The organism is Pseudomonas sp. RC10 (genome assembly GCF_038397775.1).
In the GTDB taxonomy this organism is placed as follows: Bacteria; Pseudomonadota; Gammaproteobacteria; order Pseudomonadales; family Pseudomonadaceae; genus Aquipseudomonas; species Aquipseudomonas bambusae.
The window spans coordinates 581,186-597,447 of sequence record NZ_CP151650.1; the positions used below are offsets into that span (position 1 = coordinate 581,186).

The window sequence follows — 16,262 nt, forward strand, 5'->3', positions numbered from 1 at the left end:
AGCTTGCAGCTTGTGGCTTGCACCTCGCAGAGGTGAGTCTGATGTTGAGTACCCTTCTTCCAATCCTGCTGTTCGCCGCTTTGGGCCTTGGTGTCCTCGGCGCCTTACGGCGGGTTGCCATGTGGCGTAACGGGCGTGCGTCCAAGGTCGATCTGCTGGGCGGCCTGCTGGCCATGCCCAAGCGCTACATGGTCGATCTGCACCACGTGGTCGCGCGGGACAAATACATCGCCAACACCCACGTCGCCACGGCTGGCGGCGCGGTTGCGTCGATCATTCTGGCGATTCTGGTCCACGGTTTCGGCCTGCATAACCGCATTCTCGGTTACGCGCTGCTGCTGATGACGGCGGTGATGTTCGTCGGCGCGATCTTCGTTTATATGCGTCGCCGTAACCCACCAAGCCGCCTGTCGAAAGGCCCGTGGATGCGCCTGCCGAAAAGCCTGCTGGCGTTCTCTGGCTCGTTCTTTCTGGTGACCTTGCCGGTCGCGGGCATCCTCCCGGAAAACTTCGGTGGCTGGCTGCTGGCAATCATCCTGGGGATAGGTGTGCTGTGGGGCGTTTCCGAATTGTTCTTCGGCATGACCTGGGGCGGCCCGATGAAGCATGCCTTCGCCGGTGCGCTGCACCTGGCGTGGCACCGTCGCGCCGAGCGCTTTGGCGGTGGTCGTTCGACCGGCCTGAAACCGCTGGACCTGGCCGACCCGACCGCGCCGCTGGGCGTGGAAAAACCCAAGGATTTCACCTGGAACCAACTGCTGGGCTTCGACGCCTGCGTGCAGTGCGGCAAGTGCGAAGCAGCGTGCCCTGCGTTCGCCGCTGGCCAGCCGCTGAACCCGAAAAAGCTGATTCAGGACATGGTCGTCGGTCTGGCGGGCGGCACTGACGCAAACTTCGCAGGCAGCCCTTATCCAGGCAAAGCAATCGGCGAACACAAAGGCAACCCACATCAACCGATCGTCAACGGTCTGGTCGATGCCGAAACCCTGTGGTCATGCACCACCTGCCGCGCCTGCGTGGAAGAGTGCCCGATGATGATCGAGCACGTGGACGCCATCGTCGACATGCGTCGTCACCTGACGCTGGAAAAAGGCGCGACCCCGAACAAGGGTGCCGAAGTGCTGGAAAACCTCATCGCCACCGACAACCCGGGCGGTTTTGCACCCGGCGGCCGGATGAACTGGGCGGCTGACCTGAACCTCAGCCTGATGAGCGACAAAAAGACCACTGACGTGCTGTTCTGGGTCGGTGATGGCGCGTTCGACATGCGCAACCAGCGTACGCTGCGCGCCTTCGTCAAAGTGCTGAAAGCGGCGAAAGTCGACTTCGCGGTACTGGGCCTGGAAGAGCGCGACAGCGGTGACGTGGCTCGTCGTCTGGGCGATGAAGCGACCTTCCAGATGCTCGCCAAACGCAACATTCAGACGCTGGCCAAATACAGCTTCAAACGCATCGTCACCTGTGATCCGCACAGTTTTCACGTGCTGAAAAACGAGTACGGCGCCTTTGACGGCAACTACCTCGTGCAGCACCACAGCACCTACATGGCCGAGCTGATCGGCGGTGGCGCGCTGAATCTGGGCCAGCACAAAGGCTCCAGCGTGACCTATCACGACCCGTGCTACCTGGGACGATACAACGGCGAGTACGAAGCGCCGCGCGACGTGCTCAAGGCGCTGGGTATTGAGGTCAAGGAAATGCAGCGCTCCGGTTTCCGCTCCCGTTGCTGCGGCGGCGGTGGCGGCGCGCCGATCACCGACATTCCGGGCAAACAGCGGATACCCGACATGCGCATGGAAGACATCCGCGAAACCGGCGCCGAACTGGTGGCCGTGGGTTGCCCACAGTGCACCGCGATGCTGGAAGGTGTGGTCGAACCACGCCCGATGATCAAGGACATCGCCGAACTGGTGGCCGACGCGCTGCTCGAAGACGCTGCACCGGTCAAACCGGCACCGACCAAACGTGAACCTGCGGAGGCGCATTGATGAGCGACATTATCCGCCGCGACCCTCGTGCCGAGTGGATCGCTCGCAACCGCTTGCACCCGCTGCACGCCGCCATGCAACCGGCGCAGTCCAGCTGGATGGGACCGAACGGTATCATCCGCAAAAGCCTGCATGGCATTGGTTTCATTGGCCCCAACGGCATCAAGCGCATCGACCGCAGTGGCGCACAGCAGGGCGGGACCACGAAGCGTTCGGCTTCCGTTGAAGTGCAATTGCCGCTGCATCAAGTGGCCGATCCGGCGTTCTTCATTGCGGTCGTTCCCGACATGGTCGGTGGTCGCCTGAGCAGCCACGACCGCGACTTGCTTGGCCTGGCCCACAGCCTTGCAGGCAAGGACGGCGCAGTATTGGCCGTGGTCTTCGGTGAGCACAAAGAAAGCGCGTTCGACACCGCAGGCGTTGATCGTCTGCTGGTATTGGAAGGCAGCGAATTTGCCGGTTATTCACCTGAGCAGCGTGTGCAGGGTCTGCGAGCTGTGGATAACCAGTTCGACCCGCATCACTGGTTGTTGCCCGACAGCCGCACCGGTGGCGGTGAGCTGGGCCGTCGCTTCGCCGCCAGTTTGGGTGAACGCCCGGCCACGCGCGTATGGCAGATCAAGGATCAACAGGCCACCGGCCGCGCAGGTGCGGGTCGTGAAGATATTTCGCGTACAGTTTCTCGCCTCATCCTGGCCGCCGCCGAGTGCGCCGAACCGGTCAGCGAAACCCGCCACGAAGCCCTGCCGGTCGAGTTGTCCACAACCATCGCCCGCAGCCTGCCACGCATCGAAGACCTCGGCGCGGTGGCGGTCGACCCTGCACTTATCCCCATGGCCGAAGCGGAGTTCATTTTCTCCGGCGGCAATGGCGTGAAAGATTGGGGCCTGTTCCACCGTACCGCTGCCGCGCTGGGCGCCACTGAAGGCGCCTCCCGCGTGGCGGTGGACGATGGTTTCATGACCCGCGATCGCCAGGTCGGCGCATCGGGCACCTGGGTCACGGCCCGGGTTTACGTGGCTGTGGGTATCTCCGGCGCGATTCAGCACTTACAAGGCATCGGCGCGTGCGACAAAGTCGTGGCGATCAACCTTGATCCAACGTGCGACATGATCAAACGTGCTGATTTGTCAGTCATTGGCGAAAGCGCTGAAATCCTCAACGCGCTCATCGAAGCCGTCGAGGCCTACCGGAACGAGGCGAAACGCGATGCAGCCTGAAAAAAAACTGCCTGTGGATAAAGCCGCCTTGCACGTCATCAGCCTCGTTTCCATCGGCGCGCACCCGACTTCCGGTCGTCCGCGCCGCGCCGAGCAGGATGCGCGCGCTGTCGAGCTAGGCTTGCAACTGGCTGGGGATAACTTACACGTGCTGCATGCCGGTAGCGCTGAGGAGCCCGCACTGCGTGCTTACCTCGGAATGGGCCTGAAAGAGTTGCACGTTCTCGACCAACCCCAAGGCGCCGACGCGCTGCCGGGGCTGGCTGATTACATCCGCGAATCCGGCGTACAGCTGGTGCTTGCTGGCACCCAAGCCGAAACGGGCGAAGGATCGGGCATGCTGCCCTACCTGCTCGCCGAGAAACTCGGCTGGCCGCTGGTGGTCGGCATGGCGGAAGTAGAATCCATCAGCAATGGCAGCGCCCAAGTGCTCCAGGCGTTGCCACGCGGTCAACGCCGCCGCCTGAAGGTGCGTCTGCCATTCCTCGCCACTGTGGATAACGCCGCGCCGAAACCGCGCCAAAGCGCCTACGGCCCGGCGCAGCGCGGCACGCTGGACGTGGAAGACATTGAAGTCACGATCGACGAGTTATTCACAGGCGCCGAACTGACTCCGGCCAAACCTCGGCCGAAACGGCTGAAAGTGATCAAGGCGAAGAGCGGCGCGGACCGGATGAAGGCGGCGACGGCAAAAGCCAGCGGCGGCGGCGGGCAAGTGCTTAAAGGTGTTAGCCCCCAGGAAGGCGCTGCGGCGATTTTGAAGTTGTTGGTGGAGGAAGGGGTGGTGCGTTAAGGCGCACCTCTTCAAACGCAAAAGGCGCCTGTTTGGCGCTTTTTGTGTTTAAGACTGCGGATCATCAAGCGCTACAGTCGTGTTGATGGAGGCCGAGTCGACGATCATTACGTCGAACACTTGCTCTATGACCTGGCGTGGGCCTTGTTTCAGACTCCAGGTAAAGAAGACGAGACAGCCTAACAGCATGATGAAGCATGCAGAGCCAATGACGCTTTGTGATACGCCAGTCCAGAAGCCCGGTCGGGCGGATCGTATCTCATGACTGGCTTTGGCCGCATATATCTCTTCCATCTCCCTTGTTTCATCCGCGAGAGATGCTTTCAAAAAATCCACGGCAAGCTGCGCTGCCTGACTTCGGTAGCTCTCAAGGGCTGACACGTTATTGCTCATGTCGTGGAACGCCGCAAGGTCAGCGTCGTTCGGGAGTTCTCCGTGCTTTTCCTTGAACGCCAGGATGTATTCGATTTTCTGACGTTTGTATTGCGAGTAGGCGAGTTTGCCAACGATGTCGTTATTGTCTGCGACCAATGCGTTATAGATGTGGTTGTAGTTTGCTTTTGTCATGCAAACTCAGTCTCACGCAGCTTTGCATACGCAGAGGCAAAGGCGCTGTTGATCTCTTCTATTGTTCTAGGCCGGAAGGTGACGACACCTAGCAGCTCTCGTGGCAGCTTTGCAGGGCGGCCTCCCTGTTCGATCAGATGGGCATTGGCTCTCAAGACGACGTCTCGCGAGAAGGGGGTTCTGATTTTCATGATGGAATCCTTCCGGTCGTGTTGCACAGGCGGCAAGTTTACAGTTCTTGCACTTATCGCTCTGTCAGACGTTTCCGAACATTCAGCAAGATGAATGTTCTTCGACCTCTCTTGAAAGCCAGCCTCGACACACGTGTACGCATGACGATTTCAGACTCTTCTCATAAGGGCTAAGCCAACCTATCCACATATCCACAGTCGCTGTTGATCCATTTGTGGATAAACTGTTCGGCCATTGCGCTAGGCGTTACGCTCCGTGGCTTACAAGCATCTGATCAAAAATCACCCAGCCTATCCCTCGGTTTTTTAACGCTTTTCTCCACAGTTGACCGGCCAACATGCACACATTTGCCCACAATCTCTGTTGGCGGCTATGTGGATAAGATGTTCGCTATCCTCTGTAAGCCCCATAAATACACGTTTTCAGGCGATTGGTTAAGTTTTGATCAATCCGACATTTCTTTGGCGATGTTATGTCTCGCCATGCTGGATATTGACGCAAATGTCAGTTTTCCACATGTCAAACTTTAATAGCACAACTTGCGCACAATCTCTGTGAGTGGTCCTGTGGATAAGGTGTTCGCGTTCCTCTGTGAGCCATGTATCGCGCGGCCTTCAGAGTTTTGATCAGAATATGATCAGCTATTTCTCCTTCACCTCAGTTTGAATAAGTCACGGTTTTTTCTGGCTTTTCGCACGGACGCGGATTGAGTTCCCCACCATGCACCGGATTGTGCTGTGGATAAGAGAAATGAAGAATCGCATAACTGTCAGAAATGACAGTGCAGGAAGACTCGGAGGGGGAATGCTGCGGGGTGTCAGGCGAAAAAACGCATCGTCCGGGACTAGCCCGGACGATGGTGTGGTTTCAAGCGTCGTAGCCGTAAAGCCTTACTCGTGATTAACCGCCACACCCTTCAAATAAGGCGCAGGCTCTGCGCCCATGTTTTCCAGCAACTTGGCGCTGTACCAGTCGATGAAGTTGACCACGCCGAACTCGTAGGTTTGCGAGTACGGGCCTGGCTGGTAGGCGACGGAGTTGATGCCGCGCTGGTTTTCTTCGGCCAGGCGACGGTCCTGGTCGTTGGTGGCGTCCCAGACTTCACGCAGGCGCGCGACGTCGTAGTCCACGCCTTCGACGGCGTCTTTGTGCACCAGCCATTTGGTGGTGACCATGGTTTCCTGTGCGCTCAGTGGCCATACGGTGAACACGATGACGTGATCGCCCATGCAATGGTTCCACGAGTGCGGCAAATGCAGGATGCGCATCGAGCCCAAGTCCGGGTTCTTGATGCGGCCCATGAGCTTCTTACTGCCTTGCTGGCCGTCCATGGTCATGGATACGGTGCCTTTGAGCAGCGGCATACGCACGATACGGTTACGCAGGCCGAAGCTCTTGTGCAGGTAAGGGATCTTCTCGGCTTCCCACGCAGCAGCGGATTCAGCGACGTGATCCTTGAATTTCTGGTCGGCGCGCGGATCGTTGGTGTCATCCCACTCCAGCAGGGTGTTCAACAGCTCTGGGTGCGAACCACTGCAGTGGTAGCACTCGCGGTTGTTTTCCAGCACGAGTTTCCAGTTGGCCTTCTCGATCAAGGTGGTTTGCACCGCCACCTTGGTGTTTTCCATGTCGTACGGTTCCATGTAGTGATTCAGCGTCTGCAGGAACTCGTCGATGGCCGGCGGGTTTTGCGCCAGGCTGATGAAGATGTAGCCGCCGGACACTTTGCAGTGCACAGGCTTGAGGCTGAACTTCTGCATGTCGAAGTCGGCGCCCATTTCGGTGCCCGCATACAGCAGGCGGCCGTCGAGCTCGTAGGTCCACTGGTGGTACGGGCACACCAGTTTGGCGACCTTGCCTTTCTCTTTGGTGCACAGACGCGAACCGCGGTGGCGGCAGACGTTGTGGAACGCGGCGACGGTGCCGTCAGGCTTGCGCACGACCAGGATCGGGTTCTTGCCGATTTCCAGCGTCAGGAAGTTACCTTTGGCCGGAATCTCGCTGGTCATGCCCGCGATCAGCCATTCCTTTTGAAAGATTTCCTGCATGTCGATTTCAAACAGCCGCTCATCGCTGTAGAAAGGCTGCGGCAGCGAGTACGTGCGCTCGCGGGTTTGCAGCATTTCGGCGGTTGCCTTGCGTGCGGGTTCCAGCGGATCGCCCAGGCTCAGAGTTGCGGTGACGTCCATCTTTCAAGTCCTCAGGTCGCGGTTTCAGCGGCCTACGAATGTGGCTAATACGGTTGTGTTGTGTGTCTGGCACGCGAGGCGACGGTGTTGGAAGTCGCTCATGTTTATTAGGTAAAAATCTGTATTCGATTGACGGCGAGTGTGTAGCCGGTCGCGACACGAACCTTATCCATGGGCGACATGGCCGAATCCGTTTCCGACTACGCAGCCCCTATAGATCGGGGCTGGTCGCCATAAGTATGTGAATGTCGCTGATAGGTAAATAGGCGGCTCGTGCGTTACGCAGAATCGCCACCATAAGAGGCCGACAGTCGGCCGTGGAGAGTGAGTATGTCCCAGAGTTTCCTCAGCCCGGTTACCACGCAGACCTGGGCCAATGGCCGCCACCTTGTGCGCGTCGTCAAAGTGATCCAGGAAACCTGGGACGTTCGCACTTTTTGCTTCATGGCCGACCAGCCGATCCTGTTCTTTTTCAAGCCGGGCCAGTTCGTCACCCTGGAGCTGGAAATCGACGGCGTGCCGACCATGCGCTCCTACACCATTTCCAGCTCGCCCTCGGTGCCGTACAGCTTCTCGATCACCATCAAGCGCGTGCCGGGCGGTAAGGTCTCGAACTGGCTCCACGACACCCTGCATGAAGGCCAAGAGCTGGCGGTTCACGGGCCGGTCGGGCTGTTCAACGCCATCGACTTCCCGAACCCGAAGATTTTGTACCTCAGCGGCGGCGTCGGCATCACGCCGGTCATGTCCATGGCGCGCTGGTATTACGACACCAACGCCAATGTCGACATGGTGTTCGTTCACAGCTCCCGTTCGCCAAAAGACATCATCTACCACCGCGAACTTGAGCAGATGGCGTCGCGTATCAATAACTTCTCGCTGCACATCGTCTGTGAGAAGCACGGTCTGGGCGAACCATGGGCCGGTTATCGCGGCTACCTGAACCAAAAGATGCTGGAGCTGATGGCGCCGGACTTCATGGAACGTGAAGTCTTCTGCTGCGGCCCGACCCCTTACATGAACGCGGTCAAGCGCCTCCTGGAAGCCAACGGCTTCAACATGGCCCAGTACCACGAGGAATCCTTCGGTGCGACGCCACCCGAAGCCCGCGCCGATGCCGTGGAACACGCCGAACAGGCCGCCGACGCGCCGGAAATCGACATTGCCGAACTGCACCAGGTCGAATTCACCGACACCGGCAAGAGCATCCGCGTGGCGCCAGGCGAAACCGTTCACGCCGCCGCTGCCAAGCTGGGCCTGATGATCCCGAAAGCCTGCGGCATGGGCATCTGCGGGACCTGCAAGGTGATGAAGCTGAGCGGCGAAGTCGAGATGGAACACAACGGCGGCATTACCGACGACGACGTGGAAGAAGGCTACATCCTGTCGTGCTGCAGCATTCCGAAGGGCGACGTGCGAATCGAGTATTGATGAAATAGGTAGCAGCACGGCTTGTCGGCGGTGGCGATTTCGAATGCGCGACCGTCGGCAAGCCGAGCTGTTATCCGAGATGGATCTCGGCCCAGTGCTCCTGCGCTGCCCAGCCATTCGGGAATCCCATAGGCTTCAGCCTTGAGGCGTCCTGATCTCCCAGCAACTTCAACGCTCGAGCTTTCCACTGAGCGTCCGGGCTGATCAGATCAGTCAGATAAGCGAGCATGGTCAACACCACGTATAGCCGCTGCGATGGCTGAGGCTGGTTCTGACAAGCCTTGGCGATCGTCCAGCTTTTCGGCAGCGCGGGACGAACAGGCAGCTCTCTGTTCCACAGGCGTGAGTGGTGCGCGCAACAGTTGCGAATGAACGTCAACGTGTGCAGCCAAGACTCAAGCACTTCAAACGGCAACTTGAACCGGGATGCGATGGCTTTTTTGTCGCGGCTTCGAGCAATGGCCCTGAACAGCGTTGACACTGTCCCCAGACTCATTTCCTCAAGCATCGCCCACGCGGGCGGTAGCTCAGGATCGTTATAGGTCGCACCATAAAAACGGAAGTAGTTATCGCGAGCGCGGTTGTCCATGTGTTGGCGTATCGCGTGCTCGGAACGCCCGCTGCGTTGGTTTCGTGTCAGTTCACGCTTGAGCTTTCTAGCCTCGTCAGCGAGCTTCAGCCTTAGGGGGCGCAACAGTTCGCCGTGTGCATAGGAAGAATGAAACGATTTGGGGTCGGTTATCCAGCTTGAGCCGAGCCTGGGACTCAGGTGATTGTTGATGGCTGCGCGTACGGCCACTTCGACTCTCTCTATTGCCTCCATGACCAGGCTGCGTAATGAAGAGTCGAAGCGATAGACCTCTACGATGTCTTTCAATGCGGAACCGGGCTTGAAGGCATGGTCCGGTCGTGTCTCCTGAAACGGCCGCATGTATGGGCTGAGCCGAAACAGCGTGACCACCTCCAGCAGACACATTGCCTTGTGTTCATTCGCGATGCGCAGGCCACGTTTTTTCAGCAGTTCCAATTGCTGATCGACGCTGAGGGCGGGTTTATCGAATGGCCTCATGCCACTTTTCTCCAGGCAAAAAAAACCCGCGCGATTTGAGCGTGCTGACCAGGTCAACCTAGGCTTGGCGGGTGTGTTGCGCTGGATTATAGGGACCTCAGGAACGCGGTCAACGTTGAGGTTTCAGCAAATTGTAACGGTGGTTTCTCCAGTTTCAGAGGGCAGGAATGTCGCGATGAACAGCATTCCCCTCCTGGATCTGGAACCCATTTACACCCTGAACCGCGCCACCATCCCGTTCAAATCCACCGCCAGTCGCGACAGTTCGTTGCTGGCTGCGCTGGTCTGGCTGGCGCCGGTGGTGGATTGCGCAGAGAGGTCGCGGATGTTGACTAGATTGCGGTCCACCTCGCGAGCGACTTGTGCCTGTTCCTCGGCGGCGCTGGCGATCACGAGGTTGCGTTCGTTGATTTCAACCACTGCGCCGTTAATGGTGTCCAGCCCAACGCCTGCGCCTTTGGCGATGTTCAGGGTCGATTCAGCGCGTTCGGTGCTGCTGCGCATCGAGTTGACGGCCTTTTCGGTGCCACCCTGAATACTGCCGATCATGCGTTCGATTTCGCTGGTCGATTGCTGGGTACGGTGGGCGAGGGCGCGCACTTCGTCGGCCACGACGGCAAAACCGCGACCGGCTTCACCGGCACGTGCGGCTTCGATGGCCGCGTTGAGGGCGAGGAGGTTGGTCTGGTCGGCCAGGCCACGAATGACGTCCAGCACCTTGCCGATGTCGCGGGATTCATCTGCGAGGTTGCCGATCAGGGTGGCGGTGCTTTGCACGTCTCCGCTCATGCGTTCGATGGCGCTGACGGTTTCCTGCACCAGATCACGGCCGTCGCTGGCCGAAGACGTAGCGTTCTTCGAAGCTTCCGAAGTGCTGACTGCGTTGCGGGCCACTTCTTCGACGGCGCTGGTCATCTCGTTGACAGCGGTCGCGGCCTGTTCGATTTCGTTGTTCTGTTGCGACAGGCCTCGGGCACTCTCGTCGGTCACGGCATTGAGTTCTTCAGCGGCAGACGCCAGTTGAGTGGCTGAGCCGGAAATGCGTTGCAGCGTGTCGCGCAGTTTTGATTGCATCTTCAGCATGGCCGTCAACAAGCGACCCGCTTCGTCCGAACCGTCCGCGACAATCGTTGACGTCAGGTCGCCCTCGGCGATTTCTTCGGCGGCCTTGAGCGCAGCGCCGATCGGGCGAGTGATGCTGTTGGTCAGCAGCCAGGCGAACAGCAACGTCAGGACCGTCGCAAGGATCAGCAACCCGACCACCATATTGAACGCCATGTTGTATTGCTCGCCCGCAGCAGCGTTGGCGGCGTCAGACTCTTTGCTGTTGATCTCCACCAGCTTCGACAGAACTGCATTCATCTTGTCGGAGTTTTCCTGCAAGTCGACGTTCAACAGCCGGGCGAGCTCTTCCGTTTTTCCGTCTTGGCTGAGGGCGCGCATGCGGTCTTCGAGCTGACGGTACTGGATCAGCAGCTGCTTGAATTCGGCATAGTTGGTTTTTTCGTCCGCGGTCGTCGGCAGCTTTTCATAAACAGCCTGGGCGATACCCATTTGCTGGAAGCGGGATGTCATGGCATCGAGGGTCTTCTGTTGAACGGCCGGGTCACGGTTGACCAGCAGCCGGAAAGACAGGACGCGTAAGCGCACGCTGGTGTCGATCATCTTGTCCAGGCTGCGAATGCTCGGCACGGTGTTCTTTGCGATTTCGTTGCCTTCAGAGCGAATCTTGCTCATCTGCGTCAACGAGAAGATGCCGAGAAACAACATCAGGGCGCCTATCAGGGCAAAACTGAAAAACGCGCGTGGAGCGATGTTCATGTTGCGCAGTGACATAACCGATCATCCGAGAAATGGGCGCAGACCTGCGCCCTGGCCGTTTTTAAACGAGTCTGGTTACTGCCTATCGGTCGTAAATCCGGGGCCTTGAGCGGATTTGCATTATTTTGAAATAAATAGCTTGCTGTCGATCCGAAGGTTTGCGAACCATCAGGGACGAAAAAAGGGGAATACGCATTGGCGCATTCCCCTTTTTTCATTGCTGTCAGCGGGTTACAGGCGGAAGCGGGCGACCATGCCGTTCAGGTCCACGGCCAGACGCGACAGCTCGTTGCTCGCGGCGCTGGTCTGGTTGGCGCCGGTGGCTGATTGAGTCGACAGATCGCGGATGTTGACCAGGTTGCGGTCCACCTCGCGAGCAACTTGAGCCTGTTCCTCGGCGGCGCTGGCGATCACGAGGTTGCGTTCGTTGATTTCAACCACTGCGCCGTTAATGGTGTCCAGCGCAACGCCTGCGCCTTTGGCAATGTTCAACGTCGATTCGGCGCGTTCGGTGCTGCTGCGCATCGAGTTGACGGCCTCCTCGGTCCCGCCCTGAATACTGCCGATCATGCGTTCGATTTCGCTGGTCGATTGCTGGGTGCGGTGGGCGAGGGCGCGCACTTCGTCGGCCACGACGGCAAAGCCACGGCCGGCTTCGCCCGCACGTGCAGCTTCAATGGCGGCGTTGAGGGCCAGCAGGTTGGTCTGGTCGGCGAGACCCCGAATCACGTCCAGGACCTTGCCGATGTCGCGGGATTGCTCGGCGAGGTTGCCGATCAGGGTGGCGGTGCTTTGCACATCTCCGCTCATGCGTTCGATGGCGCTGACGGTTTCCTGCACCAGATCGCGGCCGTCGCTGGCCGAGGTGGTGGCGTTTTTCGATGCTTCGGAGGTGCTGACCGCGTTGCGGGCCACTTCTTCGACGGCGCTGGTCATCTCGTTGACAGCGGTCGCGGCCTGTTCGATCTCGTTGTTTTGCTGGGAAAGGCCACGGGCGCTTTCGTCGGTGACGGCGTTCAGCTCTTCAGCGGCAGACGCCAGTTGAGTCGCGGAACCAGAAATGCGTTGCAGTGTGTCGCGCAGCTTCGATTGCATTTTCAGCATGGCCGCCAGCAGACGACCGGCTTCGTCATTCCCGTCTACCTGAATGGTGCGGGTCAGATCACCCTCGGCGATTTCCTCCGCCGCTTTCAGCGCAGAGGAGATTGGGCGAGTGATGCTGTTCGTCAGCAGCCAGGCGAACAGTAGCGTCAGCAGAGTGGCAATGATCAACAGCGTGACCACCATCGTGAAGGCCGTCGAATACTGGTTCGAGGCGTCTTTGTTGGTGTCGTTGAGCTGCTGGGTGTTGATTTCCACCAGCTTGCTCAAGACCACGTTCATCTGGTCCGAGTTGGTTTGCAGGTCGTTGTTAAGCAAAGCCGTCAGCTCGTCCAGCTTGTTAGCGCTGCTCAACGATTTCATGCGGTCTTCGAGCTGGCGATAGTCGCCCAGCAGTTTCACGTATTGATCGTACGTCACCTGCTCTTCAGGGGCGGAGATCAATTTCACATAAACGGCGCGTGCTTCTTCGATCTGCCGGTTACGGGTCGCCAGCAGGTCGAGCGTCTTTTGCTGGGTGTCGGCTTCGCGGTTGAGCATCAGACGATAGGACAGGACGCGTAGGCGAACGCTGGCCTCGGTCAGCTTATCCAGCGCCTTGATGCTGGGCATGCTGTTGGTGGCCATGACTTCGGTGGCATCGTTGATCTCGCTCATCTGCGCGAGCGCGAAGATGCCAAGCACCAGCATCAGCAAGCCGATGATGGAGAAGCCGAGAAAAGCACGGGGCGCGATGTTCATATTGCGAAGGGACATGACTGTTCCTGAATTGGGGCGCGATCCATGCGAAACAAAAGGGAGGTACGAAAAGGAATACTTGCTTATCGGTCAGGCATGCCAGGACTTGAACTGGTTGGTCCATAGTGCGCGCATCTGTCGCAGGCAGGTCGATCTGACGAACAGCAGGAACAAGAGGGGGAAAACGCAGTCAATCAGGTCCGTTATGCGTTTGCGGAATTGAAGCGGTATCTGTGCTTTTTGTGTCGGTGTTGTGGCGTGAATGCCCTGATTTCACTGGTAGCTGAAGTGACTTTTCTTTATCGTACGCGCCCTTTGAAATTTGCCTGAGAAATCAAAATGTTGGAAGCATCTCTAAGCCAGTTGGAAAAACTCGTCGGTGACCTCGTTCAGCAGAATCAGACGCTGCAGAACACGAACGTTCAGCTCGCCGAAGAATTGAAACAAGCCAAGGATGACAACGACAGTTTGCAGTTGAGCCTGCTGGAGCAGGAAGAAAAGCAGGGCGCCACGGCCGCCCGTATTCAGGCGTTGGTTGATCGCGCCACCAGCGCAAGTGCGGTCGGCGCATGATTCTCGACCGCGACACCACCAAGGTCATTTCCATTCTTGGCAACGATTACACGATCAAGGCGCCTGAAGGTCAGGAACAGACCTTGATGGATGCCGTGGTCATGCTGAAATCGGCGTTGTCTGAAACCAAACGTAGTTATCCGACTTTGATCGGTGATCGTCTGTTGGTGCTGGCGGCGCTGAACCTGTGTTCGAAGCAGATCGAACTCAAAGAGCAGCACGCCGAAGCGCTGAGCCGCTATGAAGACAAGGTCAGTGCGACGGTCGAGGTGATTGAGAAGGTGATTGCGCAGGGGTGAATGCTTCTGCAGGGATTGATCGGTCTGATTGCAGTGATTCCTTGTGGGAGCGAATTCATTCGCGATTGGTAGGTACATCCGACACATTGATGTCGGCTGTACCCTTTATCGCGAATGAATTCGCTCCCACAGTTATACGGCTATACGGCGCCGTTTCTCGGATCAGGCCCCCATCACCAGACGGATATCCGCCGCCAGCTCCCGCACGCGGGCTTCTTCGGTGTCCCACGAGCACATGAAGCGCGCGCCGCCGCTGCCGATGAAGGTGTAGAACCGCCAGCCCTTGGCGGTCAGTGCGGCGATGGCTGCCTCCGACAGTTGCAAGAATACGCCGTTGGCCTGCACCGGGAACATCAGCTCAACGCCCGGAATGTCCTTGACCAGGTCGGCCAGCAATTGCGCGCAGGCGTTGGCGTGGCGAGCGTGTTTGAGCCACGCATCGTTTTCCAGCAGGCCCACCCAGGGGGCCGACAGAAAACGCATTTTCGACGCCAGTTGCCCTGCCTGCTTGCAGCGATAGTCGAAGTCTTCGGCCAGCTGGTGGTTGAAGAACAGAATCGCCTCACCCACTGCCATGCCGTTCTTGGTGCCGCCGAAGCACAGCACGTCGATGCCTGCTTTCCAGGTCAGCTCAGCGGGTGAGCAGCCCAGAAATGCGCAGGCGTTGGCGAAACGGGCGCCGTCCATGTGCAGGTTCAGGCCGAGTTCCTTGCAGGTGTCGCTGATGGCTTTCAGCTCTTCGGGCAGGTAGACGCTGCCGACTTCGGTTGCCTGAGTCAGCGTCACGACACGCGGTTTCGGATAGTGGATGTCGGCGCGCTTGAGCGCGACTTCACGAATCGACGTGGGCGTCAGCTTGCCGTTCTCGCTGCGGGCGGTGAGCAGCTTCGAGCCGTTGGAAAAGAACTCCGGCGCGCCACACTCGTCGGTTTCGACGTGGGCGGTCTCGGAGCAGATGACGCTGTGATAGCTCTGGCACAACGACGACAGCGCCAATGAGTTGGCTGCCGTGCCGTTGAAGGCGAAGAACACTTCGCAGTCGGTTTCGAACAGCTGGCGGAATTGATCGGCCGCGCGTGCTGTCCACTGATCGTCGCCGTAGGCACGCTGGTGGCCATAGTTGGCTTGCTCCATGGCCGCCCACGCTTCCGGGCAGATTCCCGAATAGTTGTCGCTGGCAAACTGCTGGCTTTGGTCTGACATGGCCGGTTCCCTGTAATCGAAGGTTGCGACTGTAACCAGATTTCAATGCAGAGGTCATGCATTCTTGCGTCAGAAAATTCAGCAAACATGTGAGGTCCGATGATCGAGACGATTTCAGCGGTGCGCCCCGAGCGCGACCGGGCCTTGGACCTGCTCAAGTGGCTGGCGATGCTGAGCATGGTGCTCGATCACTTGCGTTATGTCGGCTGGCATGTCGATGGGCTGTACGTGCCGGGACGATTGGCGTTTGCGTGGTTCTGTCTGGCGATTGCGGCGAATGTCGGACGCAGCCTTTTGCGCGGGGTGACGCCTCGTCCGGACTGGAAATATCTGACGTGGCTGGTGGTGTTTTCCGTGGTCGCCGAGCTTCCCTATCGGCTGTACATGGCGGATGAGGTCACTACGCTGAACGTCCTGCCGACCTTGGTGCTGGGGCTGCTGGTGGCGCAGGGCGCGGTTGCTCGCTCATGGATGCCACGCATTGTGGGTGTTGTCGCACTCGGTCTGGGTGTCGCGTTTGGCCAGCAACTCATGTTCGGTGCTTACGGAGTGTTGCTGCCGACGGCCTTTCTATTGGTGTTGCGCGGGCCACTTTGGCTGGCGGTGGTTCCGGGGACAGTGTGCCTTTTAAGCAATGAATGGCCGAAGATCATCGACGGAATGATGTGGGGTGATCCGATTTCGATTGGGGCGTTGATCGCGTGTCTGCTGGGGCCGTTTCTGGGGCTGGCGCTGTTGCGGTGGCGGCCGAGGTTTGGCGTCTGGCCGATGCGCAGGTGGGCGTATCTGATTTATCCCCTGCATTTTCTGGTGCTGCTCGGTCTGCGCGATCTGCTCCTTTGACGTATTCAAAACGTCACGACGATTCTGTGTCTGGTGGCGAACCTGTGGGAGCGAATTTATTCGCGAAAGAGGCGTTACTTTCGATGGAGATGCGTCGCCTGAAAAACCCCATTCGTGAATGAATCCGCTCCCACAGTCGGAAATGTAGTCAGGCTGAAATCCCTGTAGACAAACCGCCATCACGCCCCTTATCTTCCGCACCAGGCCACCGCAGTGGCCAGCGTCGCTCGGACGG

14 protein-coding genes are annotated in these 16,262 nt (G+C 58.7%); 7 read left to right on the forward strand and 7 right to left on the reverse strand.

Features of this window, described 5'->3' with window-relative positions; translation table 11 throughout:
- The first annotated feature begins 41 nt into the window (after nt 1-41).
- From dgcB to AAEO81_RS02610, 3 genes are read left to right on the forward strand one after another with little or no spacing between them, the layout of a single operon-like run.
- On the forward strand, nt 42-1,988 hold the full coding sequence (gene dgcB / locus AAEO81_RS02600) for a dimethylglycine demethylation protein DgcB (protein WP_341961442.1): 1,947 nt from the start codon (nt 42-44) through the stop codon (nt 1,986-1,988).
- Nucleotides 1,988-3,208, forward strand: a complete 1,221-nt coding sequence (locus AAEO81_RS02605) for an electron transfer flavoprotein subunit alpha/FixB family protein (protein WP_341961444.1) — start codon at nt 1,988-1,990, stop codon at nt 3,206-3,208. The genes dgcB and AAEO81_RS02605 overlap by 1 nt, the downstream gene beginning before the upstream one ends.
- Nucleotides 3,198-4,001, forward strand: coding sequence for an electron transfer flavoprotein subunit beta (locus tag AAEO81_RS02610; protein ID WP_341961445.1), 804 nt, complete (start codon nt 3,198-3,200; stop codon nt 3,999-4,001). Before AAEO81_RS02605 ends, AAEO81_RS02610 begins: the two co-directional genes overlap by 11 nt.
- 48 nt (nt 4,002-4,049) lie before the next feature.
- Here AAEO81_RS02610 and AAEO81_RS02615 read toward each other — a convergent pair whose 3' ends face one another.
- The 3 genes from AAEO81_RS02615 to gbcA form a co-directional block, all read right to left on the reverse strand.
- Complete coding sequence (locus tag AAEO81_RS02615) at nt 4,050-4,568, reverse strand: hypothetical protein (RefSeq protein ID WP_341961447.1); 519 nt, start codon at nt 4,566-4,568, stop codon at nt 4,050-4,052.
- Nucleotides 4,565-4,759 (reverse strand): hypothetical protein, encoded by a 195-nt coding sequence (locus tag AAEO81_RS02620; RefSeq protein WP_341961448.1) that lies wholly within the window; start codon nt 4,757-4,759, stop codon nt 4,565-4,567. Before AAEO81_RS02620 ends, AAEO81_RS02615 begins: the two co-directional genes overlap by 4 nt.
- 891 nt (nt 4,760-5,650) lie before the next feature.
- Nucleotides 5,651-6,949, reverse strand: a complete 1,299-nt coding sequence (gene gbcA / locus AAEO81_RS02625) for a glycine-betaine demethylase subunit GbcA (protein WP_166595684.1) — start codon at nt 6,947-6,949, stop codon at nt 5,651-5,653.
- Nucleotides 6,950-7,279: 330 nt separating this feature from the next.
- On the opposite strand from gbcA, the gene gbcB reads away from it, so the two are divergent.
- A complete protein-coding gene (gene gbcB, locus AAEO81_RS02630; protein WP_166595683.1) occupies nt 7,280-8,380 on the forward strand; it encodes a glycine-betaine demethylase subunit GbcB in 1,101 nt (366 codons plus the stop codon).
- Between the two features lie 70 nt (nt 8,381-8,450).
- Here the strand turns inward: gbcB and AAEO81_RS02635 are convergent, their stop codons facing one another.
- The 3 genes from AAEO81_RS02635 to AAEO81_RS02645 form a co-directional block, all read right to left on the reverse strand.
- Nucleotides 8,451-9,449: an Abi family protein gene (locus AAEO81_RS02635; RefSeq protein ID WP_341961449.1), complete on the reverse strand. Its 999-nt coding sequence runs from the start codon at nt 9,447-9,449 to the stop codon at nt 8,451-8,453.
- Nucleotides 9,450-9,659: 210 nt separating this feature from the next.
- On the reverse strand, nt 9,660-11,285 hold the full coding sequence (locus AAEO81_RS02640; protein WP_341961450.1) for a methyl-accepting chemotaxis protein: 1,626 nt from the start codon (nt 11,283-11,285) through the stop codon (nt 9,660-9,662).
- 216 nt (nt 11,286-11,501) lie between these two features.
- Nucleotides 11,502-13,127 (reverse strand): methyl-accepting chemotaxis protein, encoded by a 1,626-nt coding sequence (locus AAEO81_RS02645; protein WP_341961451.1) that lies wholly within the window; start codon nt 13,125-13,127, stop codon nt 11,502-11,504.
- A 321-nt stretch (nt 13,128-13,448) separates the two neighbouring features.
- On the opposite strand from AAEO81_RS02645, the gene AAEO81_RS02650 reads away from it, so the two are divergent.
- Both AAEO81_RS02650 and AAEO81_RS02655 read left to right on the forward strand, forming a co-directional pair.
- Nucleotides 13,449-13,682 carry a hypothetical protein gene (locus tag AAEO81_RS02650; RefSeq protein ID WP_341961452.1) on the forward strand — a complete coding sequence of 78 codons (234 nt, stop codon included), beginning with the start codon at nt 13,449-13,451 and terminating at the stop codon, nt 13,680-13,682.
- Nucleotides 13,679-13,981, forward strand: a complete 303-nt coding sequence (locus AAEO81_RS02655; RefSeq protein ID WP_341961453.1) for a cell division protein ZapA — start codon at nt 13,679-13,681, stop codon at nt 13,979-13,981. The genes AAEO81_RS02650 and AAEO81_RS02655 overlap by 4 nt, the downstream gene beginning before the upstream one ends.
- Nucleotides 13,982-14,143: 162 nt before the next feature.
- On the opposite strand, the gene AAEO81_RS02660 is transcribed toward AAEO81_RS02655, so the two are convergent.
- Entirely contained in the window at nt 14,144-15,184 is a 1,041-nt protein-coding gene (locus AAEO81_RS02660) for a low specificity L-threonine aldolase (RefSeq protein WP_341961455.1), read from the reverse strand.
- A 99-nt stretch (nt 15,185-15,283) separates the two neighbouring features.
- Between AAEO81_RS02660 and AAEO81_RS02665 the strand changes: the two genes are divergently transcribed.
- Entirely contained in the window at nt 15,284-16,027 is a 744-nt protein-coding gene (locus AAEO81_RS02665) for a TraX family protein (protein WP_341961456.1), read from the forward strand.
- The last annotated feature ends 235 nt before the right edge of the window (nt 16,028-16,262 follow it).